Origin of the sequence: Paracoccus sp. NFXS7, from assembly GCF_040148865.1 — a bacterium.
GTDB classification, from domain to species: Bacteria; Pseudomonadota; Alphaproteobacteria; order Rhodobacterales; family Rhodobacteraceae; genus Paracoccus; species Paracoccus marcusii.
Genome location: NZ_JAKEKV010000012.1, coordinates 61664 through 77784, shown reverse-complemented (window position 1 = coordinate 77784; position 16121 = coordinate 61664). Strand labels below are relative to the sequence as shown.

14 protein-coding genes and 1 pseudogene are annotated in these 16121 nt (G+C 54.7%); 9 read left to right on the top strand and 6 right to left on the bottom strand.

Annotated features, from left to right (window positions below):
• Positions 1-13: 13 nt before the first annotated feature.
• The 4 genes from LZ686_RS16695 to LZ686_RS16680 all read right to left on the bottom strand — a co-directional run bounded on the left by LZ686_RS16695 (position 14) and on the right by LZ686_RS16680 (position 2521).
• Complete coding sequence (locus LZ686_RS16695; RefSeq protein WP_139599400.1) at positions 14-415, bottom strand: phage holin family protein; 402 nt, start codon at positions 413-415, stop codon at positions 14-16.
• Positions 408-1031, bottom strand: coding sequence for a hypothetical protein (locus LZ686_RS16690; protein WP_349548507.1), 624 nt, complete (start codon positions 1029-1031; stop codon positions 408-410). Before LZ686_RS16690 ends, LZ686_RS16695 begins: the two co-directional genes overlap by 8 nt.
• A gap of 126 nt (positions 1032-1157) precedes the next feature.
• A protein-coding gene (locus LZ686_RS16685; RefSeq protein WP_349548506.1) for an IS5 family transposase occupies positions 1158-1915 on the bottom strand; the annotation gives its coding sequence in 2 pieces (ribosomal slippage) (positions 1158-1597 and positions 1597-1915; 759 coding nt in all).
• 195 nt (positions 1916-2110) lie between these two features.
• A complete protein-coding gene (locus tag LZ686_RS16680) occupies positions 2111-2521 on the bottom strand; it encodes a hypothetical protein (RefSeq protein WP_349548505.1) in 411 nt (136 codons plus the stop codon).
• 178 nt (positions 2522-2699) lie between these two features.
• On the opposite strand from LZ686_RS16680, the pseudogene LZ686_RS16675 reads away from it, so the two are divergent.
• The 6 genes and pseudogenes from LZ686_RS16675 to LZ686_RS16650 all read left to right on the top strand — a co-directional run bounded on the left by LZ686_RS16675 (position 2700) and on the right by LZ686_RS16650 (position 11754).
• Positions 2700-3921 (top strand): annotated as a pseudogene (locus tag LZ686_RS16675) (IS3 family transposase).
• 277 nt (positions 3922-4198) lie between these two features.
• On the top strand, positions 4199-5707 hold the full coding sequence (locus LZ686_RS16670) for a type I restriction-modification system subunit M (protein WP_349548504.1): 1509 nt from the start codon (positions 4199-4201) through the stop codon (positions 5705-5707).
• A complete protein-coding gene (locus tag LZ686_RS16665; protein WP_349548503.1) occupies positions 5697-6881 on the top strand; it encodes a restriction endonuclease subunit S in 1185 nt (394 codons plus the stop codon). Before LZ686_RS16670 ends, LZ686_RS16665 begins: the two co-directional genes overlap by 11 nt.
• 3 nt (positions 6882-6884) lie before the next feature.
• Positions 6885-7616: a DUF3800 domain-containing protein gene (locus LZ686_RS16660; RefSeq protein WP_349548502.1), complete on the top strand. Its 732-nt coding sequence runs from the start codon at positions 6885-6887 to the stop codon at positions 7614-7616.
• A gap of 128 nt (positions 7617-7744) precedes the next feature.
• On the top strand, positions 7745-11026 hold the full coding sequence (locus LZ686_RS16655; RefSeq protein ID WP_349548501.1) for a type I restriction endonuclease subunit R: 3282 nt from the start codon (positions 7745-7747) through the stop codon (positions 11024-11026).
• Positions 11023-11754: a M48 family metallopeptidase gene (locus tag LZ686_RS16650; RefSeq protein WP_349548500.1), complete on the top strand. Its 732-nt coding sequence runs from the start codon at positions 11023-11025 to the stop codon at positions 11752-11754. Before LZ686_RS16655 ends, LZ686_RS16650 begins: the two co-directional genes overlap by 4 nt.
• 231 nt (positions 11755-11985) lie before the next feature.
• On the opposite strand, the gene LZ686_RS16645 is transcribed toward LZ686_RS16650, so the two are convergent.
• Entirely contained in the window at positions 11986-12648 is a 663-nt protein-coding gene (locus LZ686_RS16645; protein WP_349548499.1) for a hypothetical protein, read from the bottom strand.
• Positions 12649-13360: 712 nt separating this feature from the next.
• Between LZ686_RS16645 and LZ686_RS16640 the strand changes: the two genes are divergently transcribed.
• The 3 genes from LZ686_RS16640 to LZ686_RS16630 are packed head-to-tail and all read left to right on the top strand — an operon-like array spanning position 13361 to position 15233.
• Positions 13361-14230 (top strand): pentapeptide repeat-containing protein, encoded by an 870-nt coding sequence (locus LZ686_RS16640; protein WP_349548497.1) that lies wholly within the window; start codon positions 13361-13363, stop codon positions 14228-14230.
• The gene (locus tag LZ686_RS16635; protein ID WP_349548496.1) at positions 14227-14895 is read left to right on the top strand and encodes a nucleotidyltransferase domain-containing protein; all 669 of its coding nucleotides are present in this window, start codon (positions 14227-14229) and stop codon (positions 14893-14895) included. The genes LZ686_RS16640 and LZ686_RS16635 overlap by 4 nt, the downstream gene beginning before the upstream one ends.
• The gene (locus LZ686_RS16630) at positions 14892-15233 is read left to right on the top strand and encodes a hypothetical protein (RefSeq protein ID WP_349548495.1); all 342 of its coding nucleotides are present in this window, start codon (positions 14892-14894) and stop codon (positions 15231-15233) included. Before LZ686_RS16635 ends, LZ686_RS16630 begins: the two co-directional genes overlap by 4 nt.
• Positions 15234-15262: 29 nt before the next feature.
• Here the strand turns inward: LZ686_RS16630 and LZ686_RS16625 are convergent, their stop codons facing one another.
• Positions 15263-15865: an SOS response-associated peptidase family protein gene (locus LZ686_RS16625; RefSeq protein ID WP_349548510.1), complete on the bottom strand. Its 603-nt coding sequence runs from the start codon at positions 15863-15865 to the stop codon at positions 15263-15265.
• Between the last annotated feature and the right edge of the window lie 256 nt (positions 15866-16121).

Sequence of the window (16121 nt, the reverse complement as noted above, 5' to 3'; positions counted from 1 at the left end):
CGGGTTGTCTGCATCATGCGTCATGATAGGCCTCCTTGACCGTGTTCGCGTCGCGCTGGACGTTCTCGACCGTACGCGTCGGCATCAGGTTCTCGGGTTTCAGGTCGGCCATGCCCTTGCGCAAAAGCCCATAGGCCAGAATCGCAAGCACAACCCCGACGATGACCGCGCTCCAGATCGGGCCAAGATCGGTTTCCGCCAAGGCGGCCACCAAGGCCGCCGTCAGCACGTTCAGCGTGACGATGCCGATGACGGCGGCAGCCACGATCATCCCCAGCCCGGCACCGGCATGGCTGAGGTTCCGGCGCATCTCTGCCTTGGCAAGAGCGATTTCCTTGCGGACAAGATCCCCCGACAGCCGCAGTGCATCGGTTGCAAGCGTGGCGGGGTTCTGGGAGCGGACAGGATCAGTCATACGAACCTCCGATCGTGCGGCTGCCCGAGAGGCCAGGGTTGCCGGATGACGCTGCGCCGGTGCCGGTGCCAGACACAGGCTTGGCCCCCATGCCCGTGTGATAATCTGGGCTTGCAGCACCCGTTTGGGCGACCGCTGCGCGATCACCGGAGCCGGTCGGCCGGGTCGTGCCGGTCATGCCATAGCTACCGGACCTGGTCATGTCCGACGAACTGGCGGACCCTGCCCGCAGAAAACGGACCGCAGCAAAGCCTGCCAAGGCCGACAGACCCAGAAAGGCGCCCGGCTGGCGACGCGCAAAGCGACGCACATCACCCAGCATCTGTGCAGGGTCCGTCGAATTCAGGCTGTCCGCCAGTCCGCTGACGCTGTCGGCGGCACGGTCGAACATCTGTGCGACGGTCGAATCCGGATCGATCTCGGATCTGGCCTTGCGCAGGCCGTCGGCCACGCTCTCGGCACGGTGCGCAACGCCGGAACGCAGGTTCTGCTCGCGGCGCGCGACCTCGTCCTTGACCGTTCCGGCCAACCGCGACGCCTGTTCGGAGGCCTCGGCCCTGATGCTGCCCTGTTCGGACGTATCAGTCTCCCTGAGGTTCGGATCGTTGATGGTCATCTGAGATCTCCCTTGTCTGGTTGCGGCACGCAAAATGGCTGGGTGCCGACAGGCTCATTGAGGTGTTAACCAATCAGGGCTCGCCGTGTTCCACTTACATTATTTAGGTTCAGGACTCGTTCTTGATCACAGCCAGAACAGAACGGTTGCGGTCAATGCGATTGCGGAGAGGTAGGTCTCTGGGCACCTGTCGTAACGTGTGGCGACACGTCTCCAGTCCTTCAGACGACCGAACATGATCTCGATGCGATTGCGCCTTCTGTAGCGGCGCTTGTCGTATTTCACGGTCTTCTTGCGCGACGTCCTGCCGGGGATGCAGGCTTTTATCCCTCTGTCCTGCAATGCTTTTCGAAACCAGTCAGCGTCATAGCCCCGGTCTGCCAGAAACCAGTCGGCCTGCGGCAGGCTGTCCAGAAGCGCCGCCGCGCCGGTATAATCACTGACCTGCCCTGCCGACATGAAGAACCGGATCGGTCTGCCTTTCGCATCGGTGACGGCGTGCAGCTTTGTGTTCATGCCGCCTTTCGTTCGACCGATCTGGCGACCGCGCCCCCCTTTTTCGCACGCAGGCTGCAAGCCGTGCGGTGCGCCTTCAGATACGTCGCGTCGATCATGATCGTCTTGGGATCAGTGTCCTTTGCGGCCAGGCCGACCATGATCCGTGCAAAGACCCCGTTATCGCTCCAACGCTTCCAGCGATTATAGAGCGTCTTAGCTGGTCCATATTCCCTCGGTGCGTCGCACCACCGTAAGCCATTGCGGTTGATGAAGATAATGCCGCTCAGAACCCGCAGATCGTCCACGCGTGGGCGGCCATGGCTCTTGGGAAAGAACGGGCGAAGGCGCGCCATCTGCGCTTCGGTCAGCCAGAACAAATTGCTCATCGATCAGGTCTCCTTGCGGCGGCCTGAATCACGCAAAGGGCGTAAAATCAATGTGTCTGGAGCCTAGTCAGCTGGCTAGTTACCTGGTGGCCAAGGCTAGGCATGTCCCGTGTAGCGCTTCGAGATACGATCTCTCTGTTCCATGTTCCATGTTCCATGTTTGAGTGCCGGGCGGGGTAGCCTCAGAGATGTCGCTTATGGGGGGTTTGTTGGCTTTCCCTTCATGATCTCGCCCACAGCAGCACCAATCGTTTTTCCTAGGGAGTTCCCAATACCAGCCCCGGCCAACGCGCCAGAGCTTCCAGCTATTGCGCCACCGACGGCGGCTCCCACTGCTGCACCTACGACAGCTCCTACGGCTTCACAAATTTCCTTATTTGCCGTCTGCCGATCTTGCAGGGGGGTATTTATTAATAATGTTAAACTTGATGGAAGATCTACAAAATGGAAGGTATTATCTTTTTCAAGAGCATTCTTGGTCGTATCTATATTTTTTAAAATTTCTCTTTTTTCGTATTCGCTTGATAGTAGATATGCCATGACAGCATTAGTTGCAGCGCTAGATATTATATTGGTAAATAGGGGGTCGTTAGCGTCTATCTTCATTTCCCTAGCTCCCGATATGCCAACCATTTTTAATCGAAAATTGGAAATTTTTCAATAAAATTTTTGACGCGTATTTTGATCACATGGGTTCTATTTTTGTCGTCTCGATACGTGGTCTGCCCCCTGAAAAGTGGTCCTCCCTAAGGTATGGCTTTTGAGCCATTTGGAGGATGCAGGAATGCCCCAGAAAAAGCACAAGCCGGAGGAGATCGTCGCCAAGCTCCGGCAGGTTGACGTGTTGGTGTCGCAAGGCCAGTCGGTGGCCGAAGCCGTGCGGTCGATCAGCGTGACGCAGTTCACCTACTATCGGTGGCGCAAGGAGTTCGGTGGGCTGAAAACCGACCAAGTGAAGCGATTGAAGGAGCTGGAGAAGGAGAATGAGCGGCTCCGGAAGGCCGTCTCTGACCTGACGCTCGAGAAGCTCATCCTTCGGGAAGCGGCATCGGGAAACTTCTGAGCCCCGCCCGCCGCCGTGCTTGCATCGAGCATGTCAGGCAGAAGTTCCGGATCTCGGAACGGCTCGCCTGTCGCGTGCTCGGGCAGCATCGCTCGACACAGCGGAAAGTGCCGAGCGGACGGGCCGATGAAAACGTCCTGACGGCCGACATCATCGCGCTCGCCTCGCAATATGGGCGCTACGGATACCGCCGGAGTTGCCGGTGGTTGCACCACTGGTCCGAGCGACCACCGGCGACGCCCTTCTGCGCGAGGCCGGTTGGGCGGTGAACGTGAAACGGGTCGAGGGGTCGGACGCATGCGTCCGACGGCGGCGGGAGGGGCTGAAGGTGCCACAAAAGCAACCAAAGAAGGGTCGGCTCTGGCTGAACGACGGGTCATGCATCCGTCTGCGGCCAGAGCGTTCGAACCATGTCTGGTCCTACGACTTCGTCGAAGCCCGGACCCACGATGGAAGGAAGTTCCGCATGCTCAATCTCATCGACGAGTTCAGCCGGGAGTGCCTGGCAATCCGGGTCGACCGGAGGCTCCGATCGACCGACGTCATCGACGTCTTGTCCGATCTCTTCATCCTGCGCGGTGTGCCGGATCATATACGGTCCGACAATGGCCCGGAGTTCATCGCCAAGGCGGTGCGGGAATGGATCGTCGCCGTCGGCGCGAAGACCGCCTACATCGAGCCGGGGTCCCCCTGGGAGAACGGTTACTGTGAGAGCTTCAATTCCAAGCTCCGCGACGAGCTGCTGAACGGGGAGATCTTCTACAGCCTCGCTGAGGCGAAGATTATCATCGAGAGCTGGCGCCGCCATTACAACACCAAGCGCCCGCACTCATCACTGGGGTATCGCCCGCCAGCTCCCAAGGCCATCCAGTGGCCGGCTTCGCCATCCGGAGCCGCTTCGCCGGACACCCCAGCTGTAGCGCCAAGACCCGTAATGCACTAAGACTGAAACCGGACCACCCGATAGGGGCAGGCCAAGGTTGCTTACCAGCTTGGACAGTTTTTTGCGGCGGTCCGCTGAGGGGCAGCTTTGTCCCGCATAGCGGACGCTTCCTCTTCTTTTTAGCCATTGCCGCCCCCTGCCCTTGCAAGTCTTTACAAAAAACCCTCGTTATTCTTGCGGCCGACTGCCCTACTGAACACACCCTTTGGTCGATCCATGCCATTGTCTCTGCAAGGCGACCCGTGCGACATAGTTAAAAAATCGCACGAGCATTCAGATGAGCCTGATTACCCAACAAGAAATTAACAAAGCTGCCTGGGGCGCCTGCGACACCTTCCGCGGTGTTGTCGATCCCTCGATCTACAAAGATTACGTCCTGACTATGCTGTTTCTGAAATACGTCTCGGACGTTTGGAAGGATCACCATGCCCGTTACACTGCCGAGCATCCCGATGCGCCTGAGCTGGTTGATGCGCTGATGCAGGACGAAGCCTTTTTCCTTCCCGCGACGGCTTCCTTCGACGCCTTGTACGCTCACCGCTTCGAGGCAGGAAACGGCACACGCATTGATAAGGCGCTCCACGCCATTGAAGAAGCCAACGGCAGCAAGCTGAAGGACGTCTTCCAAGACATCAGCTTCAATTCGAACAAACTAGGTGACGAGGAGCAGAAAAATGACATTCTTCGCCACCTGCTGGAAGATTTCGCCAAACCTGCACTTGATCTTCGACCCTCACGCGTGGGCGCCCTCGACATCATTGGTGGTGCCTATGAATACCTCATCTCGCGTTTCGCTGCTTCGGCGGGCAAGAAAGCGGGCGAGTTCTATACACCCGCCGAGGTTTCCGAACTGATGGCACGCCTCGTTGATCCGCAAGAGGGCGATGACATCTGCGACCCGACCTGTGGTTCAGCCTCGCTTTTGATGAAGTGTGGGCGGCTGATCCGCGAGCGCAGCGGGACCAAACGCTACGCGCTGTTCGGGCAGGAGGCTATCGGCTCAACTTGGGCGCTGGCCAAGATGAACCTGTTCCTGCACGGCGAAGAAAATCATCAGGTCGAATGGGGTGACACGATCCGCAACCCGAAGCTGCGCATCGCAGACGATCTGCTGCGACACTTTGATGTGGTTGTGGCCAATCCACCATTCAGCCTTGAAAAATGGGGTGTCGCGGCAGCCGAAACGGACAAGTTCTCGCGCTTCCGGCGCGGCATGCCGCCCAAGACCAAGGGCGATTACGCTTTCATCCTGCACATGATTGAAACGCTGAAGCCCGGAACCGGACGCATGGCTGTGGTTGTGCCGCATGGTGTACTGTTCCGCGGGTCCAGCGAGGGCGCCATCCGCCAGAAGCTTATAGAGGAAAACCTGCTCGACGCGGTGATCGGCCTGCCAGAAAAGCTGTTCTTCGGCACCGGCATTCCGGCGGCGATCCTCGTGTTCCGCAAGCGCAAGGCGGATGACACTGTGCTGTTCATCGATGCCAGCCGTGAATATGACCCCGGTACCAACCAGAACGCGCTGACCGAGACGCAGTTGGTTAAAATCATCGACACTTTCCTCGCCCGTGAAACGGTCGAGAAGTACGCCTATCGCGCGACCCGCGCCGAGATTGTTGAGAATGACTTCAACCTGAACATCCCCCGCTATGTCGATACCTTTGAGGCGGAGGAGGAGATCGATCTCATGGCCGTACGCGCCGAGCGCATCCGACTGAAGGCAAACATGGCCGATCTGGAAGACCAGATGGAAAGCTATCTGCAGGAGTTGGGTTATGGTGCCTGAGGGATGGGATATCAAACCATTAGGATCAATTTGCGATGTAAAAGGAGGCAAACGTCTTCCCAAAGGTAGATTTCTTACGTCGAAAAAAACACCTTTCCCGTACATTCGCGTTTCAGACATGCGCGACGGCTACGTCGATACTTCTGACATTCGCTATGTTCCCGAAGACATTGCTCCATCGATTTCCCGTTACACTATTTCCAGCAACGACTTGTTCATTTCTGTAGCAGGAACGCTTGGTGTGGTCGGTCGTGTTTCCCAAGAACTGGATGGCGCAAACCTGACCGAAAATGCTGACAAGCTGACGAATATCTGCGTTAACAAAGAATTTCTACTGGCCGTTCTTCAATCGCCCCTGGTTCAAAAAAGCATCGAGAATGACAAGACTTCAAACGCTCAACCGAAGCTTGCCTTAGAACGCATCCGAAGTTTTAATATTCCCGTCCCGCCGCTCCCCGAGCAGCGAAAGATCGCGGAAGTCCTGTCGACCTGGAACCGGGCTATCGAGATGGCCGAGGCGCTGCTGGTCACTGCTCGCGCCCAGAAGCGCGCCCTTATGCAATCCCTCCTAACCGGCAAACGCCGCTTCCCCGAGTTTGAGGGGCAGGAATGGCGCGCGGTGCGATTGGGGGACATCTTTCGAGAACGCACTGACCGCGGTGATGACAGTTTGCCGCTTCTAGCGATCACAGGTGGTCGAGGGGTGATCCCGCAGTCAGAAACAGACCGGCGCGATACGTCGCGCGAGGACAAGTCTAGTTACAAACAAATTCATCCCGGAGACATTGGATATAATTCGATGCGGATGTGGCAAGGCGTTTCCGCGCTCTCTACGCTGGCTGGTCTCGTCAGCCCTGCTTACACGATCGTCATTTCCGGACCTGAAATCCTGCCCGAGTTCGCGAAGCATTTATTTAAGCTTCCGCAGAAAATTCACCTATTTCGGCGCTACTCTCAAGGGCTGACTTCCGATACATGGAACCTAAAATTCAAGCAGTTCGCCGATGTGCCATCTTGCATACCTTCTGTTAAAGAACAGAAGAAAATCGCGGATGTGCTGAATGACTCAGATATGGAAATTAAAGATCTTGAGGACCAAGTTGAAAAACTTCGTACCGAGAAAAAAGCCCTGATGCAGCAGCTCCTGACCGGCAAGCGCCGTGTGCAGGTCTGACGCATGGCTGCGTTCTCGGATTACATCGTTTTCGTAGACGAAAGCGGCGATCATAGCCTCACCTCCATCGATCCGCAGTTTCCGGTCTTCTCGCTGTCCTTCTGCATCATGCGCAAGGAGAATTACGCCGCCCAAGTCGTGCCTGCGATGCAGCGCCTCAAGTTCAGGTACTGGGGCCACGATGCCATCGTTCTGCATGAGCACGAGATACGCAAGTCGAAGGGCGATTTTACGTGGCTTCTGACTGATCGCGCACGACGCGAGGCATTCTATGAGGAACTGAACACGATGATGGTCGATGCGCCGATCACCATTATCGCCTCGGTCATCGACAAGGATAGGCTGACTAAGAGATACACGACGCCGCGCAACCCCTACGAGTTGGCCGTGCACTTCTGTCTTGAGCGGCTTCTGATGTTCCTGACGTCGATGGGCGAAGCCGGAAAGCGCGTGCACGTGGTCTTCGAGTGCCGCGGTGCTGCCGAGGACGCCGAGCTTGAATTGACCTTCCGCCGCATCGTTAGCGGCCAAGGCAACTGGGGTTGGGTGAACCGAGACTTCTCGGTGATGGAGTTCGAGCCGATCTTTGCAAAGAAGTCCGTGAACTCGACCGGACTGCAGCTGGCCGACCTAACCGCCCGCCCCATCGCGATCAAGACACTGCGTCCGGACCAGCCTAATCGTGCTTTCGACGTAATTTTGACCAAGATGGGGCAGATCAAGGTCTTCCCATGACACGGAAAAAGCAAAAGGGCGCCAGTTTCCCGACACCCTATCGCCGACCGGGTAATTCCCAATCCTCAATGTACATATAGGATTTGTCCTAACGATTTGCAAACGCTTCTTGCCACGAAAGCCATTCCATGACCCTGAACCGCACGCCTGACACCCGCGAAGAAGCCGCAGCTAAGATCCCTGCGCTGCATGTTCTGATGAGGATGGGATATGAATATCTCAGTCCGCCGCAGGCCTTGGCGCTGCGGGGCTCGGACCAGGTGGTGCTGCTGGAGACTGTCCTGCGCGAGCGGCTGAAACGCTATCGATTTGATCATCGTGGCAAGCAGTATCTGCTTTCGGAAGGTGGCATTGACGAGGTGATCCGCACATTGTCCTTGACCGGCCTGACCGAAGGTCTGATCCCGGCGAACAAGACGATGACGGCGCATATCACGCAAGGCATCACCGTGACCGAGTTCGTCGGTGGCGAGAAAACCAGCAAGACGGTTCCGCTGATCGATTGGGCCAATATTAGCGCAAACGTATTCCACGTCACCGAAGAGTTCAGCGTACAGCGCCCCGCAGGCCTTGGCAGCTTTCGTCCGGACATCGTGGTTTTCGTGAACGGCATCCCCTTGGCTGTAATCGAAGCGAAACGTCCGGTGTCCACGACGCGCGCAAAGGCGATGATTGACGAAGGCGTCAGCCAGCATCTGCGCAATCAGCAGGGCGAGGGCATCCAGGATCTCTACGCCTACTCGCAGTTGCTTCTGTCGATTTCCGGTTCAGAGGGACGCTATGGAACAACGGGCACAGCAAAGAAATTTTGGTCTATCTGGCGGGAGGAGGAACTTACTGCCGCCGAGTTGAGCGGACTTTGTAACCAGCCGCTTACCGATGCGCAGAAGCAATCGCTGTTTGCCGACCGCTCGGCCCATGCACTGACGAATTATATGCACCTGCACGCAAACGATGTCATGGTGACAGAGCAGGACCGGCTGATCATAGGATTGTTGCGGCCGGACCGGCTGATCGATTTCACGCGCCGGTTCACTTTCTTCGACAAGAAGTTGGGCAAGATCGCGGCGCGTTATCAGCAGGTGCAAGGCGCAAAGGCGATCATCGAGCGGGTTGCGAAGAAAAAGCCAAGTGGCAGCCGCGAAGGCGGGGTGATCTGGCACACGACCGGATCGGGTAAGTCGAACCTTATGGTGTTTCTGACTAAAGCGCTGCTGGTCGAGCCCGAGCTTGCCAATGCACGGATTATCATCGTCACGGATAGGGTCGATCTGGAGAAGCAGCTTGCGGGAACGTTTCTGACCGGCGGGGCATTCGGATCAGAAGTCGCAGCAAAGAAAGACGGGGAAAAAGCTAAGGTGCAGTCCGGGCGCGACCTTGCGCATCGGATTGGCCACGGGAACGAGCGGATCATCTTCACCTTGCTTCAGAAGTTCAATTCGGCGACCAAGCTGCCGGAGTGCTACAACCCGTCCGATCAGCTCATCGTGCTGGTGGACGAAGGCCACCGAAGCCAGGGGGGTGAGAACTACGAGCGCATGCGCAAGGCGCTGCCTAATGCCGCTTTTATCGCCTTCACCGGCACGCCGCTGTTGAAGGAGGACAAGACCCGCAACAAGTTCGGCCCGATCCTTCATGCTTACACGATGCAGCGCGCCGTGGAGGATGGCGCGGTGACGCCACTGGTCTATGAGGAGCGCAAGCCGGTCGTTGAGATCAACGAAGCGGCAATCGATGCGTGGTTCGACAAGATCACCAAGGCGTTGACCGACAGCCAGAAGTCGGACCTGAAGAAGAAGTTTTCCACCCGTGGCAGCATCTACCGTGCGGCCAATCGGATCGATCTGATTGCCTGGGACATTGCGGAGCATTTCAGCGAGAACTTCAAAAAGCTCGAGCTTGGCCTGAAGGGGCAACTGGCAACGGACTCTAAATTGTCGGCCATCCGTTACAAGGCTGCGCTAGATGCGACCAATCTCGTCACAAGCGCAGTGGTTATCTCGGCGCCCGATAGCCGTGAAGGGCATAAGGATACGGACGAAGCTAAGACGCCTGAAGTACAGGCATGGTGGAAAGCCAATGTCGGCAACGACCCCAAGGCTTATGAGAATCGCATCATTGAGGATTTTGGCACAGCCGGCGATCCGGACATCCTGATCGTGGTCGACAAGCTGCTGACAGGCTTTGATGAGCCGAAGAACGCGGTTCTCTACATCGACAAGCACCTGAAAAGCCACAACCTGCTGCAAGCCATCTCGCGTGTGAACCGGCTGCATGAGGCAAAGAAATTCGGCTTGCTGGTGGACTACCGTGGCATCCTAGCCGAGCTCGACACATCGATCCAAGATTACCAGGATCTCGCGGCGCAAACTCAAGCGGGCTACGACGTTGAAGACCTGGCTGGCACGGTTAGCAACATGGCGACCGAGTACAAGCGCCTGCCGGCGCTTCACGATACGCTCTGGGCAATCTTCAAGCCCGTCAAGAACAAGCAGGACTGGGAGCAGTATCGTCAGCTTCTGACACCAAGCCTGAGCGGCGACGGCACCGGTCATCTGATCGATGATAATCAGAAAATCCGCGAGGATTTCTACGAGGCCCTGACCGAGTTCGGCATGTGCCTGCAGCTCGCCCTCTCGTCACGAGCCTTCTTCGAGGATGGTGCGTTCAACGAGGCGCAGATCCGGACCTACAAGAGGGACTTGAAGTTCTTTACTGAGCTTCGTGCCCAAGCCCAAAGGGACGCGCAGGAAACGGTCGATTACTCTGAGTACGAACGCCAGATCCGAAAGATGGTTGATACCCAAGTCATCGGCAAAAACGTCATCGACCCGCCGGGTGTGCTGCCGCTACACCAACTAGGCAGTGACAGTTTCGAAGACTGGTCGAAAGAAAAGACTCGTACGGAAGCGGACCTCATAAAGACACGCATTCGTAAAACCATCGAGCAGGATCTGATCGATGATCCCTATGCCCGGAAGGTATTCTCTGAACTTCTCCGCAACGCCATTCAGCAGGCGGAAGCGCTGTTCGACCACCCGAACCTTCAGTACACCCTCTTCAAGGACCTCCAGGAGCAGGTGGACGGACGCCGAACCCCCGGCATCCCTGATCGCTTCGAAGGGCAGCCCAAAGCCCAAGCGTATTTCGGGTTGCTCCGCTCCTTGCCCAGTGACGGTAGGGCTAAACTTACGGAGGAGCATCTCGTAGAGGAGGCGTTCCATATAGACAAAACGGTGCAGAACGCAGTGCAAACGCATTCGATCAGCCCAGGCAATATTGAAGGTGAGATCCGCAAGAAGCTTCTTCCACGATATTTCAATCTTCTCGGCGGCCTTGATGCAGCGAAGACCCTAATCGAGCAGGTTGTGGCCGTGGTCCGGGCAGGTAGGACGAAGGACATGGCATGACCTCCCCTTCATTTCTCAGCTATGGCAACCAACGGGTCGAGTACACGATCCGAACGGATGCTGAGCGCAGGGCGAAGATTGCGATCCATGTGGAGCCGGACGGACGCGTCATCGTTGACGTGCCAGAAGGTGCCGTTCAGGTTGATATCCAGAAGGCCGTGCAGAAGCGCGCCCGTTGGGTCTTTTCTCAAGTCGAGTGCGCCCGCAACCGCTTCCGCAATGTTCGCGAGAAGGATTACGTATCCGGAGAAGAAATCCTGTATCTGGGGCGTCGATATGTCCTCAAGGTCATCAAGGATGCCGAAGGCAAGCGGCCAGTTAGGCTAAGGGGAAATCGGCTGGAGGTGACTTGCGCCTCGGGCGATCCTGACATCGTACGGGCCAATATCCGGGGGTGGTATCGAGTGAAGGCGCGCAACTACTTTGATCGTCGACTGGCCTTCTGGGAGGAAAGGCTATCATGGGTAATAAAACGGCCACCTTTCCGGCTGCAGGAAATGGAGAAACGATGGGGCAGTTGCACGCCGCAAGGCGAAATCATTCTGAATCCGCATCTAATAAAGGCTCCGCAGGAGTGCATCGACTATGTTATCCTTCATGAATTGGCGCATCTTAGGCATCATAACCACAGTTCCGATTTCTGGATCACGATCGAGCAAGCTGATCCAGACTGGTCGCGAAAGAAGATGCGCCTGGACCAGGCTGTTGAACAATTGATGCAGGGGTGATTGTGTCGCCATGCAGCACCGCCGTTAGGCAGCTGTTTCCGTAATAGATTATCTGGAACTGTGTTACGAAGGTGAGGCTGCGTCCGCTGCGATTTACCGATTGGACCCACAAGACGGTCGGACCGAGTGGCGATCGAGGTGTTGCGCTGCTGGACCCAGCTGCCGTCGCGGCTCAGTCAGCGCGCCCACGCATCCCGTTGTCAACACGGTCCAAGGAGCTTGTTAAGTACATTAGTTTCTGGGACCACTCACTTCAAATATATTTTCCCATATTTTGCTTGCTCTATCCCTTAAGGGACTTTCCTCTTGAGGGGATATATAAATTTCCTGCAAGAAAACTGTCTGTGACAGGCCTTCGTAATTTATGTGAACTCTGAAGGCGCCCGAAAAGTTCTTAATATCAACACCTGGCATTGTTTCGCTTGATAACGCGCTTTTCAAGGTAATCTTAATTTTATCTGTACCACATCTTATTTCATAGTCGTCAAAACTGGGGCCAATCCAATCAGCATAACCATTAGTCCTTACTGTTACATGTGTCTCGTCTATCATCTTCTCCTGATGGTACGGGTTGCACGTTTCCATGTACATGTAGTTCTCACCCACACCAGTTGATAAGTCGATCGCTGCAGAGACAAATACTATTTTATCTCTATAATTTAATATATCTTCAAATATATCATCCTGTGCGTTGCCATTTCCGTTTATGTAGCCAGAAATTACTGGATAAGGTAATTGGATGTTTTCGCCTGGTTCATCCCTCTGGATTTCCTGATTGATCCACGATAAAACGTCTTTGAATGCATTGCCAAAGGTAGCTATCGCAGAAAGTATGGATGCGAAAAGTAGTAAAAGCGCTATAGGGGTCCATGCCTTAAGTCGCTCAGGGTCCAAGATTTCATCCCTTAGTTGATTAAATTTCGCTGTATTCAATGTTGAATAGCATCAACTCAGAGACGTTGTACTGGCACTCTAAGCAGCATAGCTTCATTCCTAACGAGCAGATTGGAAAAGGAATTTTTAAAAAGCCGCTGTTAAAAGTGATCTCGGTGAGGATGTTACCAATTTCGCAGCCGTTCTCAAGCGAATCGTAAAGCTTGGGGGATGATTACTTGCAAAATTGCTGCTGCGACTATCGAGCAATGCCACTACCAAAGGCTGTTAAATAAATCAGATTACTGCGGTATTATAACACCGCAGCAGGTTTGGTCGCTACTAGCACCTCAGCCGCTTTCATGATCGGCCTACGGCTGCTCGCGCCCCTGCTAGCTGCCCCCAGTGCAACTCACGTGCACCGACGTGAAGAGCCCATTGCTGCCTGTGGCTAGCGCCAGATCTTGCCACAGTGCGTACCGTCCAAACAGCTTTTCATAGCACCCACGAAGACTGGAGGCACGCAAACTCGCCTGTGACGAGACGTATTTGCAAGTACCAAACTAATGGCAACCAGAGACCATGGGACTGCTATCTTGTAACTTTTGGAGGGTAAACAAAAAACATACACACTCTTCGAAAAAATCATCTTTTGAACCGCAGGATCTTGCTCGATGGCAAAAGATGAACATAAGTTGTTGGCATCAACAGAAGATGAGCAATCGGAAAAAAAGTGGATAAAATTCGAAAACCACAGATTGAAGATGGAATAGCATATTTTGAGATAAAAAAATTTGTAGATTGCTCGATATCGCATTCTGAAAGAAGAGATTTTCGACACGCGCTTCTTAGCCGTGTTAGTGGAAAAGGTGCAACACTCTCAAACTTCGATTTTCGATACGCAGAACTAACCGATTGTTACTTTCATGGTGCAAAATTTGATAAGTGCGATTTCACTGGCGTAAAAATTAGAAGATGCAATTTCCGGACGGCCACGTTTGAAGACTGTACTTTTGATTATATCACAATTGAAGAAACTCCAGTCGATTACAAGCAAGTTGTTAAAAATCTGCCAGATCGACCAAATGTTGCGCAAGAGATATTACATGCGTTGCGCCGGAATGCGGTCACTCAGGGAGAACAAAAGGCTGTGCGTGAATTGACCCTACTTGAAGTCGATCAGGAACGGGAGCACCTGCGCCGCGCATTAAAGGGTCGAGGAGAATATTATCGTAAAAAATATGGGACGTTAAGTCAAAAGTTAAAGCTCAGAGCGCGAGCTATCGGGCTGTGGTTAAGTCATTATGTTTGGGGGCACGGTGAAAAGATTTCTCGCCTACTCACCACCTGTTTGATAAGCGTACTCTTACTGTCCTTGATTTCAGTCACGGCTGATGCATTCAGCAATCCTGGTCTGTCAGTGCTAGATGCAGGTTCTGTTCTGATGTCATATGTGACGGGTAACTTCATTGATTTACTAGGAGTTGATTCAGATATTTTACCGGCTCGGCCCGTTTCGGTGACAGCAACGGTTGCGGTTATGAGGATTATCTTTGGCGGAATGTTTGCCGCATATATTTTTAGAGCGATCTCGAGAAGATGAAATTCGACACTGGAATTTTAAACATATCAATATTTGGATCCTACGGTCGCGGAGGTCATGATGCGTTCAGTGACCTCGACGTCTTGGTGGTGTGTCGCGACGGAGCGGGAACACAGTCAGAAGGAAGTGTTCGCGCAATAGTTTCCCCATGGTTCGACCAATCTCCATCAATTTCTTGGTATGGAAACAAGAAAATGGAACACTTTTTTGAAGACGGCGATTTATTCGCATGGCATCTGTATATGGAATCATACGCTTTACCAGGATACTTATCTATATCGGAAATGTACGGCCGTCCCGCACGCTATATTAATTGCTTAGATGACATCAGAGGCTTGCACAACATACTCCGCTCGGTTCCTGGCCACATCGCCCAGAGCCCACACAACGTAATCTATGAGTTAGGAATAGCATACGTGTGTTTACGCAACATCGCGATGACGGCATCAAGTGTGCTGTGTGAAAAAGTACTGTTTGGTCGGAATTCTCCTTTTGAGCTGCCTGAAATCGACCCGCCAGTCACCAAAGAAGACTATTCCATTCTTGCGCAATGCCGCCATGCGAGCACCCGTGGTGCAGAGGCGCCCCCATTAAATATTGATGTCAGCGCTGTCTTGCGCGATAGTCTGACGTGGGCAAAAGCTGTCGAAAGGAGAACTCTTTGAAAGGATTGTTCGGGCGGACGCAAAATTTCAGCAAGCGAATCGCAGTGGAGCGCGAGGCTCTTTCAAGAGCAAACTTGGTATCGGATCGTTTGGCTTGTAAGCCTCTTCTTGGTCTGAATGATGCCGCAATTTCTGTTTGGGTCGCTGGACTTTTAGAAAGAATATCAGACCATCACCTGTCCAACGTTGAATATGCTGTACGAGAGTTAGCCAGAGGAACTGGTCTGCTTTCAGACGAAAGCCGTTGCGCTGTAGCCGAGGGCAAAATATCAGCAGATTTCCCTGAGCTCTTGGTCACCTTCCAAGGTGCATTAGATAATTTAGCGTGCTTCGAATGAGCAGGTTAGGGCGAAAGGGCATTTTTGACCTAAGTTGGATAGCCGACGTCTGCACTCAACAGAGTGTGTTTAGTGGCGCACCAGCAGCGAATAACTGAAAGGTCCCGCAAAACAGCCGCAACAGTGGTGCGGCGGCTGCTGCGCGCAGAGTCCATCAGCGACATTCGCGCTGGATGCAGCGAATGCAGGTGCAGCAACAGCAGTCGATTAATAGCGGCCGCTAATGCTATATCTGGCGATGACTGCAGCTGCCCCAAACCAGCCGCTGGTGATAGCCGCGTGTGCGTATCGGTCGGCGCGAACCACTGCACGCCCCGCCCTTTGCCGCGCGGCTCCGAGAAGCTGGTCAACGGCACCAGGCAACGATGTCCCTGCCCCAGCCACCGCCGCCAATGCGGCGAGCCGAGATTGCGCACGTTGGTGACGCCAGGATCGCGCGCGGTCTTCAGGACCGAGGGCGGCGAGGGCATGCCCCATCGCGCCTTGACCAGTTCCGGCCCGTCGTCGCCGTCGCGGATGATCGGCGCCAACTGGTCGGGATAGACGCTGCCGGACGCCAGGTTTCCGGCGCGATCGGTGAGCCCATCGATCAGCCGGGTCAGTGCCTCCTGCGAGGTCGTCACGTTATACAGATTGCAAATCGCCCTGCCCTCGCGCTGGTCTGGCTCCCGTTCTGGGCCCGCTTTCTTCCTGCGTCAATCACGTCACGGCCGATGCCATGACCCTGTCGGGGGATCATGATGGGGCAGTCTACATGGCCATCGACGACTTATCCCCCGCTTTGAATCCAGCGTTTCCAATACCTTGTGGCGTCGTCGCCCGGGCTCACACTGGAACGTCTGCTGCGACGGTTGACAGAATGGCATCACGAGAACAAAACAGGAACTA

What these genes read in the sequence shown, in the direction of transcription:
- LZ686_RS16695 (WP_139599400.1), bottom strand. Translation starts at nt 415, where the DNA reads ATGACTGATCCTGTCCGCTCCCAGAACCCCGCCACGCTTGCAACCGAT.
- LZ686_RS16690 (WP_349548507.1), bottom strand. Translation starts at nt 1,031, where the DNA reads ATGACCATCAACGATCCGAACCTCAGGGAGACTGATACGTCCGAACAG.
- LZ686_RS16680 (WP_349548505.1), bottom strand. Translation starts at nt 2,521, where the DNA reads ATGAAGATAGACGCTAACGACCCCCTATTTACCAATATAATATCTAGC.
- LZ686_RS16670 (WP_349548504.1), top strand. Translation starts at nt 4,199, where the DNA reads ATGAGCCTGATTACCCAACAAGAAATTAACAAAGCTGCCTGGGGCGCC.
- LZ686_RS16665 (WP_349548503.1), top strand. Translation starts at nt 5,697, where the DNA reads ATGGTGCCTGAGGGATGGGATATCAAACCATTAGGATCAATTTGCGAT.
- LZ686_RS16660 (WP_349548502.1), top strand. Translation starts at nt 6,885, where the DNA reads ATGGCTGCGTTCTCGGATTACATCGTTTTCGTAGACGAAAGCGGCGAT.
- LZ686_RS16655 (WP_349548501.1), top strand. Translation starts at nt 7,745, where the DNA reads ATGACCCTGAACCGCACGCCTGACACCCGCGAAGAAGCCGCAGCTAAG.
- LZ686_RS16650 (WP_349548500.1), top strand. Translation starts at nt 11,023, where the DNA reads ATGACCTCCCCTTCATTTCTCAGCTATGGCAACCAACGGGTCGAGTAC.
- LZ686_RS16635 (WP_349548496.1), top strand. Translation starts at nt 14,227, where the DNA reads ATGAAATTCGACACTGGAATTTTAAACATATCAATATTTGGATCCTAC.